This window comes from Novosphingobium sp. (assembly GCF_039595395.1).
GTDB lineage: Bacteria > Pseudomonadota > Alphaproteobacteria > Sphingomonadales > Sphingomonadaceae > Novosphingobium.
Genome location: NZ_JBCNLP010000001.1, coordinates 776,760 through 792,246 on the forward strand (window position 1 = coordinate 776,760; position 15,487 = coordinate 792,246).

A 15,487-nucleotide genomic window follows, 5' to 3' on the forward strand; every position below is an offset into this window, starting at 1 on the left:
AATTTTATCCTAACGGCCCTGCTTTATATTTGAGAATCGCGTGAAATCCCTGCATGCTTTGGTTGCCGGCATGGTCTGGCGGTCCATGGCGAGGGGCTCATGGTTGGCGGCGGTCTTGTAACGGGCGGCGGAGCCCATGTCTGGCAAGGCTTTCACTGGCTCCAGCTTCTGGAGCGGGAGCTGCTGTTCTTTTCGCTGTTCTGGTTTGTCGTCGGCATGATCGACGAGGTTCTTATCGATTTAATCTGGTTTTCCTTGCGTTTACGCTGTGGAGGGCTGGAGAGTGCGGTCTCGCCTTCCACCCGCACTCCGCCGGGCCCGGCCACACCGCCCATCGCCGTCTTCATCGCCGCCTGGCAGGAGGCCGAGGTGATCGGCGCCACCATCACCCATATGCTGAGCGCCTGGCGCGGCGAGGCCTTGCGGCTCTATGTCGGCTGCTATGGCAATGATGGGGCGACCGTTGCGGCGGCGATGGCGGCCGCGGGGCATGACGGGCGGGTGCGCATCGTCATCAACGACCGGCCCGGACCCACCACCAAGGCCGATTGCCTCAACCGGCTCTATGGCGCGCTGCTCGATGACGAGCAGCGGCTGGGGCGGCGCTTTCAGGGCGTGGTGCTCCATGATGCCGAGGATATGGTCCATCCGCGCGCGCTGGGGCTGATCGCCGAGGCGCTGGAGCAGGTGGACTTCGTGCAGCTTCCGGTGCGCCCAGATCTGCAGCCGGGGCCGCATTGGGTGGGCGGGCACTATGCCGATGAGTTCGTCGAGAGCCATACGCGCGTGCTGACCGTGCGCGATGCGCTGGGGGCGGCGCTGCCCGCGGCGGGGGTGGGCTGTGGCTTTGCCCGCAGCATGCTCTCGCGCATCGGCACGATCCGCCGCGAGCAGGGCGAGCGCGGGCCTTTCGTCGCCGAATGCCTGACCGAGGATTATGAGATCGGCCTGCTGGTCACCCATCTGGGCGGCAAGGCGCGCTTTCTGCGCTTGCGTGACGAGACGGGCGAGCTGATCGCCACCCGCAGCTATTTCCCCGACACGGTGGCGGGGGCGGTGCGGCAGAAGACCCGCTGGATTCACGGCATCGCGCTGCAGAGCTGGGACCGGCTGGGCTGGATCGGGCGGCCGGTCGATGTGTGGATGGCGCTGCGTGACCGGCGCGGGCCGCTGGTGGCGCTGGTGCTCAGCATGGCCTATGCGCTGCTGCTGCTTCAGGCGGCAATGGCGCCCCTGCGCGCGCTGCACTGGATCGAGGGCGATCTGGTGCCGCAGGCGGTGCATCATCTGGTCTGGCTGGGCTTTCTGGGGCTGCTGTGGCGCATGGCGATGCGCTTCGGCTTTTCGGCGCGCGAATATGGTCTGGCCGAGGGGCTGCGGGCCATGGCGCGCATTCCGGTGGCCAACATCATCACCATCATGGCCGGGCGGCGGGCGCTGGTGGCCTATGGCCGGACCCTGCGCGGCATTGCCGTGGTGTGGGACAAGACGCCGCATCACGATCATCCTGTGCTGGCGCGAAGGCAAGCGGCTGTCGCGGAGGCTCCCGAAGTGGGGCCGATCGTTGGCGCAGGTCTCCCCGCATGAGCGCTGTGCCCCCAGAGCCTCGCCCTCCGGCGGCGCGGCGCAAGGGGCAGCCGATCCTTGTGCTGCTGGCGATTCTGGGCGGCTGGGTTGGCGTGCGGGCGGCCACATGGGATGGTGGCGATGCGGATTTCTCCGTCTGGCGGCATGGCGAGACGGTGGGGCAGACGAGTTTCGGCCTAGCTGATCGACACACTGATCCTTCGCGCCCTGTGGGAGGCATAGGGCAGGGCGCGACGCCGCTGATCCTCGCCCCGTCCGGCGCCGCACTGCCCGGCAGGTCGGGGCGACAGGTGATGCTCGGCATGCGAGGGGCTGCACGGGGCAAACATATGGCTCTTTTTGCGACCTTGGCCATGGCGGGCGCTGCAAGACCGGATAATCCGGCTTCGGTCATGGCCGCAGTTGTTACTGTTCGATCTCACACTGAACTGGTCCCATCGCCGCCGAACCCTTCCACCGTCGCGCTGGCACCGCCCCGCGCCGCGCCCATGCTGCAAGCCCCTTCCGCTCCGCCTTCCGACCATCGGGCAGGTCTGCCTCACTGGTCCGCCGATGGCTGGCTGCTCCTGCGGCAGGGCGGCGGGCGGAGCGGGGCGCCGGGCGGCACGCTGCTGCTCCCAAGCTATGGCGCGAACCAGCTTGGCGCCGTGCTGCGCTATCGGCTGGCGCCTGCCAGTGGCTTTGGCCCGACGGTCTATGGCCGGGCCTATGGCGCGCTCAACGGCACGGGCGAGCGTGAGGTGGCGCTGGGCTTCTCGGCCCGGCCCGTGCCTGCGCTGCCTCTGGCGGCGCTGGTGGAGGGGCGGATGAGCCGCTTCAGCAGCGGCATCACCCGCCTGCGCCCGGCGGTGACTCTGGTGACCGAAATGCCGCCGGTGATGCTGCCGCTGGCGCTGCGGGCCGAAACCTATGTGCAGGCCGGTTATGTCGGTGGTCTGGCCGCCACGCCCTTTGTCGACGGCCAGTTCCGGCTGGAGCATGTCGCCAGCCACCATGCGCGCGGCGAGCTGCGGCTGGGCGGCGGCATCTGGGGCGGGGCGCAGCGCGGCGCCGGGCGGCTGGATGTGGGGCCGGGGGCGACGGTCGCCTTCGCCACGGGGCGGGCCGGGGCGCATCTCTCGCTCGACTGGCGCTTTCGTGTGGCGGGGCAGGCCATGCCGGGCTCGGGCCCGACCATGACACTGGCGGCTGGCTTCTGAACGTTTTTTGAGAATATGCCCTGAAACATGTTCAAAGGATCGGAGGGCGATCCGGCCTTTCCAGCGCGCCACGGGTTTTTGCTGGCGCATCGTTTTTTGCGAAAAACCGGTTCCCACTTTTTCGCACGATGCGCTAGTTTGCCCGCACTCATGGATGTTTACCTTCCTATCGCCAATCTTTCGGTCAACGGGCTCGTTATTGTCGGGCTGGGCATGCTGACCGGCCTGCTGTCGGGCATGTTCGGCGTGGGCGGCGGCTTTCTGACCACGCCGCTGCTGATCTTCTACGGCATTCCCCCCACGGTGGCCGCCGCCAGCGCCGCGACTCAGGTCACCGGCGCCAGCGTTTCGGGCGTGATCGCCCATGGCAAGCGCGGCGGGGTGGATTACCAGATGGGCGGTGTGCTGGTGGCCGGCGGCATCATCGGCGCGGGGCTGGGATCGGCGCTGTTCAATCTGCTGCAGCGGCTGGGGCAGATCGATACGGTCATCAACATCCTCTATGTCGTGATGCTGGGCTCGATCGGCGGGCTGATGGCGAAGGAAAGCATCCAGACGATGCGCGGCGCCAGCAGCGAGGCAGCCAAGCGCCGCCACCATCCGCTGGTCTCGACGCTGCCGCTGCGCTGGCGCTTCTATCGCTCGGGCCTGTATATTTCGCCGCTGGCGCCGCTGCTGCTGGGGATTTTTACCGGCATTCTCACCATGTTGATGGGCATCGGCGGCGGCTTCGTGCTGGTGCCCGCGATGCTCTACATTCTGGGCATGAGCGCGGGCGTGGTGGTGGGCACCAGCCTGTTCCAGATCCTGTTCGTGACCATGGCCACCACCATGATCCATGCGCTGACCACCCATGCGGTGGATGTGGTGCTGGCCGCGCTGCTGCTGCTGGGGTCGGTGACGGGGGCGCAATTGGGCACGCTGTTCGCGGCCAAGGCCTCTCCGGTGAAGCTGCGGCTGGCGCTGGCGGTGATCGTGCTGATGGTGGCGGCGCGGATGGTGCTGGGGCTGACATGGCATCCCGATGAAATCTTTACCGTGAGCCCGCTGTGATGCGGCGTTTCGGGCTGCTGGCACTTGCGCTGATCACCCTGACGGGGGCGAGGGCACCCGCGCCGCGCCCGATCCTCGTGCCCGACGTTTCCCAGCATGAGGTGCTGCTGCGCCAGGGTTTCACCGGCGCCGACCTGCTGCTCTATGGCGCGATCATGACGCCCGAGGGCCATCGCGCCGGGCGCGATTACGACATCGTCGTGGTGCTGGAAGGGCCGACCAGCCCGATGGTGCTGCGCGAGAAGCGCAAGATGGCGGGCATGTGGGTCAATGCCGACAGCACCACGCTGCGCTCGGTGCCCAGCTTCTATGCCATGGCCTCGACCCGGCCCATCAACAAGATCGTCGATGAGCGCACCGCCGCCATCTATGAAATGGGGCTCGATTCGCTGCAGCTCTCGCCGGGCGGGGCGGTGGACCCGGCCCTGCAGAAGCGTTTTGCCGCCGGTCTGGCCGAGCTGATGGCGCGGCGCGGGCTCTATGCGCAGAACGACCATGGCGTGACGATCACCGATCAGGTGCTCTATCGCGCGCGCATCACTTTGCCGTCCAGCGTGCAGACCGGCACCTATACGGCGGAAACCTTCGCCATCAGCCAGGGCCGCGTGCTGGCCTCCGCCGTGTCGCGGGTGGAGGTGCGCAAGGAGGGCATGGAGAAGGCCGTGGCCGATTTTTCCAGCCACAGCGCCTTTTCCTATGGCCTGCTGGCGGTCAGCCTGTCGGTGCTGATGGGCTGGCTGGCGGGGCGGCTTTTCGTGAAGCGTTAGAGGTCGTTTGGACATTCGGCGAAGCCGAATTTGCGGCACCAGCCCTCTCCCCCGCCCGGTCACCCATCGATCGTATCCTGTGGGTGGCCGGGCGGGGGAGAGGGCTGGTGCCGCGCTGAAAATGCGCTTTTGCGCATTTTCCAAACGGACGCCTAGAGCATCGTGCGCCACCTAAGGAACTTTCCATGGTAAAACGAACCGGCGTTAGAGCGAAATTAACCACGCGGACCTAAGGCTGTCTCCAATATGGATTCGGCACAAGACAACGGGTACCGCATATGCTGGCGAACCAACCTCAGGCCTTCGGCCTCCCCGGCGACCATTCGGACGGAGCCCCGCAAGGCTCCCCTTCACCCATGAGCGCTGCCGGGCTCGACGCGGCGCAAGGCGCCCTCGCGACGCCGCAGGGCAATGCGTCCCTGCCCATCGGCGTGCTGATCGAGATCGCCGGTGGCGGCTCGGTGGTCGCGCTGGACCTCGACCGGCTGGGTGAATGCGCGCGTGACGGCGATCCGGCAATTGCGCTTTCCGGCCAGGTCGGCAGCCAGATCCGCATCCGCCATGGCAACCGCTGGCTGCTGGCCAGCGTGCGCGACCAGAAGCAGGGCCGCCGCGCCGGTGAGGGCGTGCTGGCCACCGTCGACTTCCTCGGCGAGGGGATGGCTGACGAGGCCGATGGCGCGATCCAGGCCTTCCGTCGCGGCGTCACCAATTATCCGCTGCCCGGCGCCTTCGTCTATCCGGCCTCCACGCGCGATCTGCTGGCGGTCTATGCCGGGGACGGGCGCAACACCATCGAGGTGGGCACTGTCTTCCCCACCAGCGACATTCGCGGCAGCCTCTACATCGATGCCCTGCTGGGCAAGCATTTCGCGCTGCTCGGCTCGACCGGCACCGGCAAATCGACCAGCCTCGCGCTGATCCTCCACCGCATCTGCCAGAGCGCCCCTCAGGGCCATGTGCTGATGATCGACCCGCATGGCGAATATGCCAGCGCCTTCCGCAACGAGGGCATGACGCTGGACGTTTCCAACCTGCAGCTTCCCTATTGGCTGATGAATTTCGAGGAGCATTGCGAAATTCTCCTCTCCAGCCGGGGCGACATGCGGCAGATCGATGCCGAGATCCTCGGCCGCTGTCTGCTTCAGGCGCGCCAGAAGAACCGCCTTGCCGACGATGTGGGCCGCATCACGGTGGATTCGCCGACCCCCTATCTGCTCTCTGACCTTGGCGCGATCCTGCAGAACGAGATGGGCAAGCTGGACAAGGCGACCAATTCGGCGCCCTACATGCGCATCCGCACCCGTCTGGAAGAGCTGAAGGGCGACCGGCGCTATCAGTTCCTCTTCTCCGGCATGCTGGTGGGCGACACGATGGTCGAGGTGCTGGGCCGCATGTTCCGCCTGCCCGCGCGCGGGCGTCCGATCTCGATCATCGATGTGTCGGGCGTGCCATCCGAGATCACCTCGACCGTGGTGGCGCTGCTCTCGCGCCTCGTCTTCGATTTCGCCATCTGGTCGCGGCGCGAGCAGACCAACCCCATCCTGCTCGTCTGCGAGGAAGCGCACCGCTACATCCCCAGCGAGAAGAACATCGACACCAGCTCGGTGGGCCGCATCCTGTCGCGCATCGCCAAGGAAGGGCGCAAATATGGCGTCGCGCTGGGGCTGGTGACTCAGCGCCCGTCGGATTTGGCCGAGGGCGTGCTCTCCCAGGTCGGCACGATCATCGCGATGCGCCTCAACAACGATCGCGACCAGGCCTTCGTGAAAGCGGCCATGCCCGAAGGCGGCAAGGCCTTCCTCGATTCGATCCCCGCCCTGCGCAACCGCGAATGCATCGTGGTGGGCGAGGGGGTTTCCGTGCCGATGCGGATCGCCTTCGATGATTTGGAACCGGAAAAGCGGCCCGCCTCGGCAGACCCGTCGTTCAGCGAGCTGTGGCGCCAGACCGGGGGCGAGGACGATATGGTCGTCCGTACCGTGCATCGGTGGCGGGCTCAGGGGCGGTAAGCCGGGTTTTCAAGAAAAGGGTTGATGCGAGGGTGTTACACCCTCGCGCTCCCATTATTGTCCACGTTGCGCCAAGGGTTCGGCCTTGCGCCTAGCTTGCTGCGCCGCAGGCAGGACTTTTAAAGCCTGCGGCGCCTTAGGTTGCGCAGGTGGAGAGTTCCCACACAACGACCGGGCGCCGCTGCCCTATCGCCGGAAAACGTCATGGGAGCGCGAGGGGGTAACCCCCTCGCATCTTTCTTACTTCTTGCCCTTTAGCATAACCTGCTCCCGCCACCCCGGCCGCGCATAGGCCGCGATCATCAGCATCACCGACACTGCGGACCCAACAGGATAGGCCCACCACAGCGCTTCCGATCCGATGGTGTGATAGGCGGCGTAATAGAACCCCAGCCGCACCGGGTAGAGCGAGATAAAGATCACCACCAGGGGCGTGATAACCGCCCCATAGGCGCGCATCGTGCCTGACAGGATCATCATGATCCCGGTCAGCGCATAGGACCATGTGGCGATGGCCTGCATATGGGTGGCGATGGGCAGGGCGGGGCTGTGGCTGCCCAGGAACAGCACCAGCGGCGCGCGGGCGAAGACCACCATCAGCGTCGCCATCGAGACGGTGAAGACCGTGGTGGAGGCCAGCCCCTGAAAGGTGATGGCTTTTACGCGATCGTGCAGCCCGGCGCCGATGTTCTGGGCGACCATGGCGCTCACTCCGCTGGCGATGGCGAAGGCAGGCATCTGGAGGTAGTTCCAGAGCTGCAGCGCGGCGCCATAGGCGGCGGCGGTGGCGGCGCCCTCGTGGTTGACCAGGCGCACCATCACCACGCCGGCGGAGGAGACCACCAGCATTTGTGCGCCCATGGGCAGGCCCTTGGTGATGACATAGGCCAGTTCGGCACGGCGCGGCCAGAGCCAGCCCCATTCGGCGCCGCGCAGGCGCAGTGGCAGGTCTTTCCAGTAGATCCAGCCGAGCATCGCCACGCATCCGGCAAAGTTGGCGGCGGCGGTGGAGAGCGCGCTGCCGGTGATGCCCAGCGCCGGGATGGGGCCGATGCCCCGGATCAGCAGCGGGTTCATCGCGACGTCGATCGCCACGGTCAGGATCATGGCATAGAGCGGCAGGCGGGAGTTGCCGATCCCGCGCAGCCCCATCGCCACCATGATCGAGAGCGTGCCCAGCGGCAGCGTCAGGAAGGTGACGGTGAGGTAATCCAGCGCCTCGTTCCGGCTTTCGCCCGGCGTGCCCAGTGCATCGAGCAAGGGCGCGGCCAGCAGCCAGCCCAGCAGGCCCACGACCACCGAGATCATCAGGCAGAAGCCGACGCCGGTGCCGAAGGTGGCGCGGGCGGCGGGGATGTCGCGCGCGCCGAAATGCTGGCCCACGCGCACGGTGGTGGCCATGCCGAAGCCGAAGACCGCCGCCATCGTCAGGAACATCACGATGTTGACATTGGCCGTGGCGGCCAGCGCCGAATTGCCGATCAGCCGCCCGACCCAGATCGAGTTGATCGTGCCGTTGAGCGTCTGCAGCAGGTTCGAGATCAGCGTGGGGATCGAGAAGGCCAGCAGGGTCTTCAGGATCGGACCCTGAGTCAGATCGCCGCGCAGGCGGGCCATCGGCGGGGCTGTATCGGCGGGCGCGTCGCTCATGTCCCTCTCGTATCGCCCGAGAGGTGGATGTGCAGCCGGTCGGTCAGGCTGTATCCGAATTGCATGCAGAGGTCGGCCAGCCAGATCTGGCGCGCGCGCAGGGTGGCGCTGTCGCGGCCCTCGGCCATCAGGAAGATGCGCTCGGCGGGAATGGCGTGGACGGCGGCCAGGGCGCGGACCTGTTCCACATCATCGGGCGTGGCGACCACGAATTTGAACCATGCGCGCGGTTCCGCCGCCCATGCGTCGAGGCGCGCAGGCGGCAGGGCCAGATCGGCGGGGTTGCCGGAATGGGCCAGCTTGGGGCTGATGTTGAACTGGGCGATCAGCGGATCGAGCTTGGCGGTGGGCGCGACGGTGCCGTTGCTCTCCACCTCGATGCGCCAGCCGGGCAGATGGGCCAGCAGCTTGACCAGCGCGGGGCCTTGCAGCAGCGGCTCGCCGCCGGTGATGACCAGGCGCGGGAAGGGCAGATGGCCGCCCAGTTCCTTGATGCGGTTAGCGGTCTCTTCCTCGCTCCATGTCACCTGATTGTCGGTGCGGGAGAAGGCGATGCCGTCCTTGTGCGGGCGGTTGTCGCCCTCGAAATGCCAGGTGTAGGCGGTGTCGCACCACTGGCAGGCCAGGTTGCAGCGCGACAGGCGCAGGAAGACGCAGGGGCGCCCGATGGACGCCCCTTCACCTTGCAACGCGGCAAAAATCTCCGGTTTTCCCGGAGTTATGGTTGCCAGAGCCAGCATATCACCCCAGCCGTGCCAGCGCCGCTGCCAAGCGTTCGGCCTCTGCCGAATGATGGGCATGGTCGGCGCGGGCCTTGTCGATGGCCTCGGGCTTGGCTTTTTCGACGAAGGCGGGGTTCGACAGGCGCTTGTCGAGCGAATCCCGCTCCTTCTGCGAAACGGCCATGGCCTTGGCGAGGCGCGCCTTTTCGGCGGCCACGTCGATCAGGCCCTCCAGCGGCACGATCAGGCTGGCGTCACCGGCACCCACCTGCATCGCCGCGCCGGCAGGGGCGGGCGAGAAGTGGATGGCCGAGAGGCGGGCCAGACGGTCGATGGCGCCGGGGTTGCGCTCGATGATGCCGCGCGTGGCGGGGCTCGGCTCGGGCAGATAGGCTTCGAGGCGGGCGCCGGGGGCCAGACCCAGCTCCACCTTGGCGCCGCGCAGATTGCCGATCAGCGCGATCAGCCATTCGACCTCGCGCTTGGCATCTGCGTCCACCGTGGCATCCGGCTTGGGCCACTGCGAGACGATCAGCGCCGTATCGCGGGTGCCCAGCTTGTCCCAAAGCTCTTCGGTGACGAAGGGCATGAAGGGATGCAGCATCACCAGAATCTGGTCGAGCACCCAGCCCGCGACAGCCTTGGTCTCCGCGTCGAACTGACCCTTGATCAATTCGATGTACCAGTCGCAGAAGTCGTTCCACACGAAGCGGTAGATGGCGGCGGCGGCGGCGTCGAAACGCATGTCCTCCATCGCCTTGTCCAGCGCCGCGACGGTTTCCACCACCTCGCCGATGATCCACTTGTTCACCGCCGAAGTGGCAGCAGGCGCGGCCACCGAATTGCTGCCGGTGATGCCGTTCGACTGGCAGAAGCGCGCGGCATTCCACAGCTTGGTGGCGAAGTTGCGGTAACCCTCGACGCGCTTTTCATCCATCTTCACATCGCGGCCCTGCGATTCCATCGCGGCCATGAAGAAACGCAGAGCGTCGGCGCCATACTTGTCGATCAGCCCCAGCGGATCGACGACATTGCCCTTGGACTTGGACATCTTCTGCCCGTCCGAAGCGCGCACCAGACCATGCAGGTACAGACGCTTCCACGGCACATCGCCCATGAAATGCATCCCCTGCATCGCCATGCGGGCGCACCAGAAGAACAGAATATCAAAGCCCGAGATCAGCAGATCGTTGGGATAGTGGCGCGCCACCATCTCGGGCGTCTGGTCCGGCCAGCCCAGCGTGGCAAAGGGCCACAGGGCGCTGGAGAACCACGTATCCAGCACATCGGAATCGCGCGTCAGCACCACGCCGGGGCCAGCCTTGGCCTGAGCGGCTTCTTCGGATTCCGCCACATAGCACTGGCCATCATCGCCATACCACGCGGGAATCTGATGGCCCCACCACAGCTGGCGGCTGACGCACCATGGCTGGATGTTGTCCATCCAGTTGAAATAGGTCTTTTCCCAGCTCTTGGGCACGATTTCGATGGCGCCGGTCTTCACGGCTTCGATCGGGGCCTTGGCCAGCTCGGCGGCATTCACATACCACTGATCGGTCAGCCAGGGCTCGATCACCACGCCGCCACGGTCGCCGAAGGGCGTCTGGATCACGCGGGCCTCGGCATCCAGCATGGGCACATTGCCCTCGGCATCCGCCTTGCCGGGGTGCTGCACCAGCAGGCCCAGCGCCTTCATCGCGGCGACAACAGCCTCGCGCGCGCCATCCACGCCATCGCGCTTGAAGCGGTGCAGGCCGAGATATTCGGCGGGGATCAGCCCGTCCGTCACCTGCACCACATTGGCATCGGCGTCGAACATGTTGAGCATGTCGCCAGCGGCGATCCCTGCGCGGCGGCCCACCTCGAAGTCGTTGAAATCATGCCCCGGCGTAATCTTCACCGCGCCGCTGCCCAGTTCGGGGTCGGCATGGTCGTCGGCCACGATGGGCACCAGACGGCCCGTGATCGGCAGCTTGACGAACTTGCCGACCACCGACTGATAGCGCGGGTCCTCGCCATTCACCGCCACGGCCATATCGGCCAGCATGGTTTCGGGGCGCGTGGTGGCCACCACGATATGATCGCGGCCATCGGCCAGCGTGACGCCATCGGCCAGCGGATAGCGGAAGTGCCAGAAATGGCCCTGAATTTCCTGCGTTTCCACCTCAAGATCGGAAATCGCGGTCTTCAGCTTGGGGTCCCAGTTGACCAGACGCTTGTCGCGATAGATCAGCCCCTGATTATACAGGTCCACGAAGACCTTCACCACCGCGCCGGTGAAATGCGGGTCCATGGTGAACTGCTCGCGGCTCCAGTCCATCGAGCAGCCGAGGCGACGCAACTGGCCGGTGATCGTGCCGCCGCTCTCCGCCTTCCACTCCCAGACCTTCTCGATAAAGGCCTCGCGCGTGTAGTTGGTGCGCTTGTCCTGACGGGCCTCCATCTGGCGCTCGACCACCATCTGCGTGGCGATGCCCGCATGGTCGGTGCCCACCACCCACAGCGCGTCCTTGCCGCGCAGACGCTCGTAACGGATCACGATGTCCTGCAGCGTGTTGTCCAGCGCATGGCCGATATGCAGGCTGCCCGTGACGTTGGGCGGCGGGTTGACGATGGTGAAGGGCGCCGCATCGGGGCGCGCGGGGCGGAACAGACCGCCCTGTTCCCAATGGGCATACCACTTGGCCTCGATCCCGGTGGGGTCGAAGGTCTTGTCGAGCGCGAGCGCGTCTTGAGTCTGGCTGGATTCCTCGGTCATGCTGGCGCCTTTGCCAGTGGCCACAACCCCGTGCAAGGCCCGTTTCGAACTGGGGGAACAAGTGGGGGCCTTCATGCGTATCGGTTCTCGCGCTTGCGCGTTCATCCCTTCGGGCGTCATTCGCGCGTATCTGCTTGCTCCCACCCCGCTTTTCCCGCATGACCGCCCCTGCTATCCCCTTATAAAGTCACAACCGCCCCAGCATGACCGCCTCCGCGCAATTCACTCTTGAAGATCAGGCCGATGGCGGACCACGCCTGGTGCTGAGCGGGCAGTTGGTCGTCTCGACGCTGAGCCCGGTCGAGGCGAAGCTGCGCGCGGTGGATGCGGCGAAGGTCATCGACATTTCCGGTCTGGAGGAAGTCGATACGGTCGGCGCCTGGGTGATCTATCGCCTGTCGCGCGATCTGGACGCCGCCATCGAGGGCGCCAGCCCCGAGGCCGAGCGCCTGATCGAGGCGGTGAAGGACACGCCCGACGACACGCAGACCGTCCCGCCCGAGGAGCCCTTGCTCACCAAGGTGCCCGGCGATGTCGGGACGGCGGTGCTGGGCGGGATCAGCGGCACCAAGCAGGCGCTCGGCTTTCTGGGTGCGGTGGTGATGGCGATCTTCAAGGTGATCCGTCATCCCTCGCGGCTGCGGATGACCGCGCTGGTGCGCCAGTTGCAGCTTGTGGGCGTCGATGCGCTGTTCATCATCGGCATGATGAGCTTTCTGGTCGGCATCGTGATCGCCCAGCAGGGCGCGGTGCAGCTTCAGCAGTTCGGCGCCGAAATCTACACCATCAACCTGACCGGCCGCCTCGCCCTGCGCGAACTGGGCGTGCTGATGACCGCGATCATGGTCGCGGGCCGTTCGGGCAGCGCCTTTGCCGCGCAGATCGGCACGATGAAGCTGACCGAGGAGGTCGATGCCATGCGCACCATCGGCGTCGATCCGATCGAGGCGCTGGTGCTGCCGCGCGTCATCGCCTGCGTGGTGATGCTGACCTTGCTGGGCTTCTATTCCTCGGTGATCTCGATCATCGGCGGCGCGGTGCTGGGGCAATTGGCGCTGGGCATTCCCTTCGTCACCTTCCTCTCGCGCATCAAGGAGGTGGTGCCGGTGCTCGACCTGTGGGTCGGGCTGATCAAGGGGCCGGTCTTCGGCCTCATCATCGGCATGACCGGCTGCTATCAGGGCATGAAGGTCGAGGGCAATTCGGAAGAGGTCGGCCTGCGCACCACCAAGGCGGTGGTCGAGGGCATCTTCATGGTCATCGTGCTCGACGCTTTCTTCGCGGTGTTCTTCTCGAAGATCGGCTGGCTATGAGCGAGGAGACGGCGATTTCCGAGGCTGGGGGCGCGCCGCAGCCTGATACGCACCACGACGATGACGCGATCATCCGCATCGAGGGGCTGGTCAACCGCTTCGGCGATCATGCCGTGCATGACGGCCTGTCGCTGACCATGCGCCGGGGCGAGATTCTGGGCGTGGTGGGCGGCTCGGGCACGGGCAAGTCGGTGCTGATGCGCTCGATCATCGGCCTGCAGCAATTCTCCGAGGGCACCATCGAGGTGCTGGGCCAGAAGATGGGCGAGGCCTGCAACGAAGAGGTCGATATCCGCAGCCGCTGGGGCGTGCTGTTTCAGGGTGGCGCGCTGTTTTCCACGCTGACGGTGGCGGAAAATGTGCTGGTGCCGCTGCGCGAATTCTACCCCAAAATGTCGGAAGAGCTGTTCCATGAGATCGCCTGCCTCAAGGTGATGCTCTCGGGCCTTCCGGCCGAGGCGGCGGCCAAATACCCTTCCGAGCTTTCGGGCGGCATGCGCAAGCGCGCGGGTCTGGCCCGCGCTCTGGCGCTCGATCCGGAGCTGCTGTTTCTCGACGAGCCCACCGCTGGCCTCGATCCGATCAGCGCTGCGGGTTTCGACAGCCTGATCAAGGAATTGCACGAGACGCTGGGGCTGGGGGTCTTCCTCATCACCCACGATCTCGACACGCTGCATGAGATCTGTGACCGCGTCGCGGTGCTGGCCGACAAGAAGGTCATCGCCGTGGGCACGATCCCGGAGCTGATGAAAAGCGACCACCCCTGGATTCAGGAATATTTCGCCGGGCCACGCGGGCGGGCCGCTCTCGCCAGCCGCGAGTCAGGCGACAGCAAACGCCCGATGGACAGCAACCCCGGCAGCAAGGCATAGGGACGAGTATGGAAACGCGCGCCAATCATGTCTGGGTAGGGGCCGTCACGCTGGCGCTGCTGGCCCTTGTCGCCGGTGCCTTCATCTGGATGGCGCATCTCGCCAAGGAAAAGCAGGACTCCTACGACATCTATTTCCCGCAATCGGTGGACGGTCTGGCCAAGGGCTCGGCGGTCTCCTACGCGGGTGTGCCGGCTGGCCAGATCAAGCAGATCGAGCTGTGGAAGCGCGATCCCTCCTATGTCCGCGTGCGCATCGAGGTGGATGATCATATCCCCATTCTGGAAGGCACCACCGCCACCATCCAGGGCAGCTTCACCGGCGTGTCGAACATCCAGCTTGCCGGCGGCGTGAAGGGCCGCCCGGCGATCACCGAGATCGGCCCCGATGGCGTTCCCGTCATCCCCACCAAGCGTTCGGGACTGGGCGAGCTGCTCACCAACGCGCCGCTGCTGATGGAGCGTCTGGCCACGCTGACCGAAAAGCTGGGCAACATGCTGACCGATGAGAACCAGAAGCATCTGGCAGGCATCCTCAAGAACACCGACCGGCTGACCGGCAATCTGGCCGATGCCTCGCCGCAATTGCGCCAGACGCTGACCAACCTCAACGCCACGCTGGCCGGGGCCAAGGATGCCGTTGCCGAGTTTCAGTCGGTGGCGGCCAACGCCAACAAGCAGCTTGATCCCAACGGCCCGTCGATCGTGCATCATGTGAACGATACGCTGAACGCCGCGCAGCATGCCGCCGAATCCCTGCAGGCCGAACTGGATGCCGCCCGCCCGGCCACCGCGCGCCTGTCGAGCGACACGCTGCCTCAGGCCGAAGCTGCGATCCGCGATCTGCGCGCCACCACCAAGGCGCTGCGCGCCATCACCGAAAAACTCGACTCCCAGGGCGGAGCGGCGCTGCTCGCCGCGCCCAAGGTGCCGGTCTATAAGCCATGAAGGGGCCACAGATGAGCAAGGCGAAACTGCTGCGGTGGGCTGTGCCGGTGGTGTTGATGACGGCGCTGGGGGCCTGCGTCAGCATCGGCGGCGGCAAGGCGCCCGCGCAGCTTTACACGCTGACCGCCGACGCCAAGGCGCCCTCGGGCACGCAGGCGGCCTTCAAGCCCGCCGACACGCTGGTCGTGGCCGAGCCTGACACCGATCGCGGTCTGGCGACCGCGCGCATGGCGGTGCAGGTCAGCCCCACGGCGATCGCCTATATGAAGGAGGCCTTCTGGGTCGAGCGCCCGGCGCGCCTGCTGCGCAACCTGCTGGCCGAGGATCTGCGCGCCACGGGCAAGCGTCCGGTCACGCTGGATGAGGATGGCATTGGCGCCACCCGTCTCGACGGGCGCCTGCTGGCGATGGGTTACGACGCCAAGAGCCATTCTGCCGTGATCCGCTACGATGCGGTGCTGCACCATGCCAATGGCGAGGTGACCATGCACCGCTTCGAGGTCACCGAGCCCGATGTCTCGCCCAATGGCGGCGATCTGGCTCAGGCGCTGAACCGCGCGGCCAACACGCTGGCCGGCCAGGTGGCGGAGTGGGTGGGGTAAGCTGA

Annotated in this window: 12 protein-coding genes; 9 read left to right on the forward strand and 3 right to left on the reverse strand. The window is 66.2% G+C overall.

Annotated features, from left to right (window positions below; genetic code table 11):
• Window positions 1-99 precede the first annotated feature (99 nt).
• The 5 genes from ABDW49_RS03675 to ABDW49_RS03695 all read left to right on the forward strand — a co-directional run bounded on the left by ABDW49_RS03675 (window position 100) and on the right by ABDW49_RS03695 (window position 6,618).
• Window positions 100-1,587: a glycosyl transferase family protein gene (locus ABDW49_RS03675; RefSeq protein WP_343609809.1), complete on the forward strand. Its 1,488-nt coding sequence runs from the start codon at window positions 100-102 to the stop codon at window positions 1,585-1,587.
• Complete coding sequence (locus ABDW49_RS03680) at window positions 1,584-2,786, forward strand: hypothetical protein (protein ID WP_343609811.1); 1,203 nt, start codon at window positions 1,584-1,586, stop codon at window positions 2,784-2,786. The genes ABDW49_RS03675 and ABDW49_RS03680 overlap by 4 nt, the downstream gene beginning before the upstream one ends.
• Before the next feature lie 150 nt (window positions 2,787-2,936).
• A complete protein-coding gene (locus tag ABDW49_RS03685) occupies window positions 2,937-3,839 on the forward strand; it encodes a sulfite exporter TauE/SafE family protein (RefSeq protein ID WP_343609813.1) in 903 nt (300 codons plus the stop codon).
• On the forward strand, window positions 3,839-4,606 hold the full coding sequence (locus ABDW49_RS03690) for a TIGR02186 family protein (protein WP_343614114.1): 768 nt from the start codon (window positions 3,839-3,841) through the stop codon (window positions 4,604-4,606). The genes ABDW49_RS03685 and ABDW49_RS03690 overlap by 1 nt, the downstream gene beginning before the upstream one ends.
• Before the next feature lie 356 nt (window positions 4,607-4,962).
• Window positions 4,963-6,618, forward strand: a complete 1,656-nt coding sequence (locus tag ABDW49_RS03695) for a DUF87 domain-containing protein (protein ID WP_343609815.1) — start codon at window positions 4,963-4,965, stop codon at window positions 6,616-6,618.
• A gap of 240 nt (window positions 6,619-6,858) precedes the next feature.
• Here the strand turns inward: ABDW49_RS03695 and ABDW49_RS03700 are convergent, their stop codons facing one another.
• Genes ABDW49_RS03700 through ABDW49_RS03710 form a run of 3 tightly spaced genes read right to left on the reverse strand, consistent with a single transcriptional unit; the run spans window position 6,859 to window position 11,748 of the window.
• A complete protein-coding gene (locus tag ABDW49_RS03700; RefSeq protein WP_343609817.1) occupies window positions 6,859-8,268 on the reverse strand; it encodes an MATE family efflux transporter in 1,410 nt (469 codons plus the stop codon).
• Window positions 8,265-9,008: a 7-carboxy-7-deazaguanine synthase QueE gene (locus ABDW49_RS03705; protein WP_343609819.1), complete on the reverse strand. Its 744-nt coding sequence runs from the start codon at window positions 9,006-9,008 to the stop codon at window positions 8,265-8,267. Before ABDW49_RS03705 ends, ABDW49_RS03700 begins: the two co-directional genes overlap by 4 nt.
• Window position 9,009: 1 nt before the next feature.
• On the reverse strand, window positions 9,010-11,748 hold the full coding sequence (locus ABDW49_RS03710; protein WP_343609821.1) for a valine--tRNA ligase: 2,739 nt from the start codon (window positions 11,746-11,748) through the stop codon (window positions 9,010-9,012).
• A gap of 203 nt (window positions 11,749-11,951) precedes the next feature.
• Here ABDW49_RS03710 and ABDW49_RS03715 point away from each other — a divergent pair, with 203 nt between their 5' ends.
• The 4 genes from ABDW49_RS03715 to ABDW49_RS03730 are packed head-to-tail and all read left to right on the forward strand — an operon-like array spanning window position 11,952 to window position 15,482.
• Window positions 11,952-13,061 (forward strand): ABC transporter permease, encoded by a 1,110-nt coding sequence (locus tag ABDW49_RS03715; protein WP_343609825.1) that lies wholly within the window; start codon window positions 11,952-11,954, stop codon window positions 13,059-13,061.
• Window positions 13,058-13,933: an ABC transporter ATP-binding protein gene (locus ABDW49_RS03720; RefSeq protein ID WP_343609826.1), complete on the forward strand. Its 876-nt coding sequence runs from the start codon at window positions 13,058-13,060 to the stop codon at window positions 13,931-13,933. The genes ABDW49_RS03715 and ABDW49_RS03720 overlap by 4 nt, the downstream gene beginning before the upstream one ends.
• 8 nt (window positions 13,934-13,941) lie before the next feature.
• Window positions 13,942-14,880, forward strand: a complete 939-nt coding sequence (locus tag ABDW49_RS03725; protein ID WP_343609827.1) for an MlaD family protein — start codon at window positions 13,942-13,944, stop codon at window positions 14,878-14,880.
• Between the two features lie 11 nt (window positions 14,881-14,891).
• The gene (locus ABDW49_RS03730; RefSeq protein WP_343609828.1) at window positions 14,892-15,482 is read left to right on the forward strand and encodes an ABC-type transport auxiliary lipoprotein family protein; all 591 of its coding nucleotides are present in this window, start codon (window positions 14,892-14,894) and stop codon (window positions 15,480-15,482) included.
• Window positions 15,483-15,487: the final 5 nt, after the last annotated feature.

Coding starts and splice junctions, on each gene's coding strand:
- ABDW49_RS03675 (WP_343609809.1), top strand. CDS start 100: ATGGTTGGCGGCGGTCTTGTAACGGGCGGCGGAGCCCATGTCTGGCAA.
- ABDW49_RS03680 (WP_343609811.1), top strand. CDS start 1,584: ATGAGCGCTGTGCCCCCAGAGCCTCGCCCTCCGGCGGCGCGGCGCAAG.
- ABDW49_RS03685 (WP_343609813.1), top strand. CDS start 2,937: ATGGATGTTTACCTTCCTATCGCCAATCTTTCGGTCAACGGGCTCGTT.
- ABDW49_RS03690 (WP_343614114.1), top strand. CDS start 3,839: ATGCGGCGTTTCGGGCTGCTGGCACTTGCGCTGATCACCCTGACGGGG.
- ABDW49_RS03695 (WP_343609815.1), top strand. CDS start 4,963: ATGAGCGCTGCCGGGCTCGACGCGGCGCAAGGCGCCCTCGCGACGCCG.
- ABDW49_RS03700 (WP_343609817.1), bottom strand. CDS start 8,268: ATGAGCGACGCGCCCGCCGATACAGCCCCGCCGATGGCCCGCCTGCGC.
- ABDW49_RS03705 (WP_343609819.1), bottom strand. CDS start 9,008: ATGCTGGCTCTGGCAACCATAACTCCGGGAAAACCGGAGATTTTTGCC.
- ABDW49_RS03710 (WP_343609821.1), bottom strand. CDS start 11,748: ATGACCGAGGAATCCAGCCAGACTCAAGACGCGCTCGCGCTCGACAAG.
- ABDW49_RS03715 (WP_343609825.1), top strand. CDS start 11,952: ATGACCGCCTCCGCGCAATTCACTCTTGAAGATCAGGCCGATGGCGGA.
- ABDW49_RS03720 (WP_343609826.1), top strand. CDS start 13,058: ATGAGCGAGGAGACGGCGATTTCCGAGGCTGGGGGCGCGCCGCAGCCT.
- ABDW49_RS03725 (WP_343609827.1), top strand. CDS start 13,942: ATGGAAACGCGCGCCAATCATGTCTGGGTAGGGGCCGTCACGCTGGCG.
- ABDW49_RS03730 (WP_343609828.1), top strand. CDS start 14,892: ATGAGCAAGGCGAAACTGCTGCGGTGGGCTGTGCCGGTGGTGTTGATG.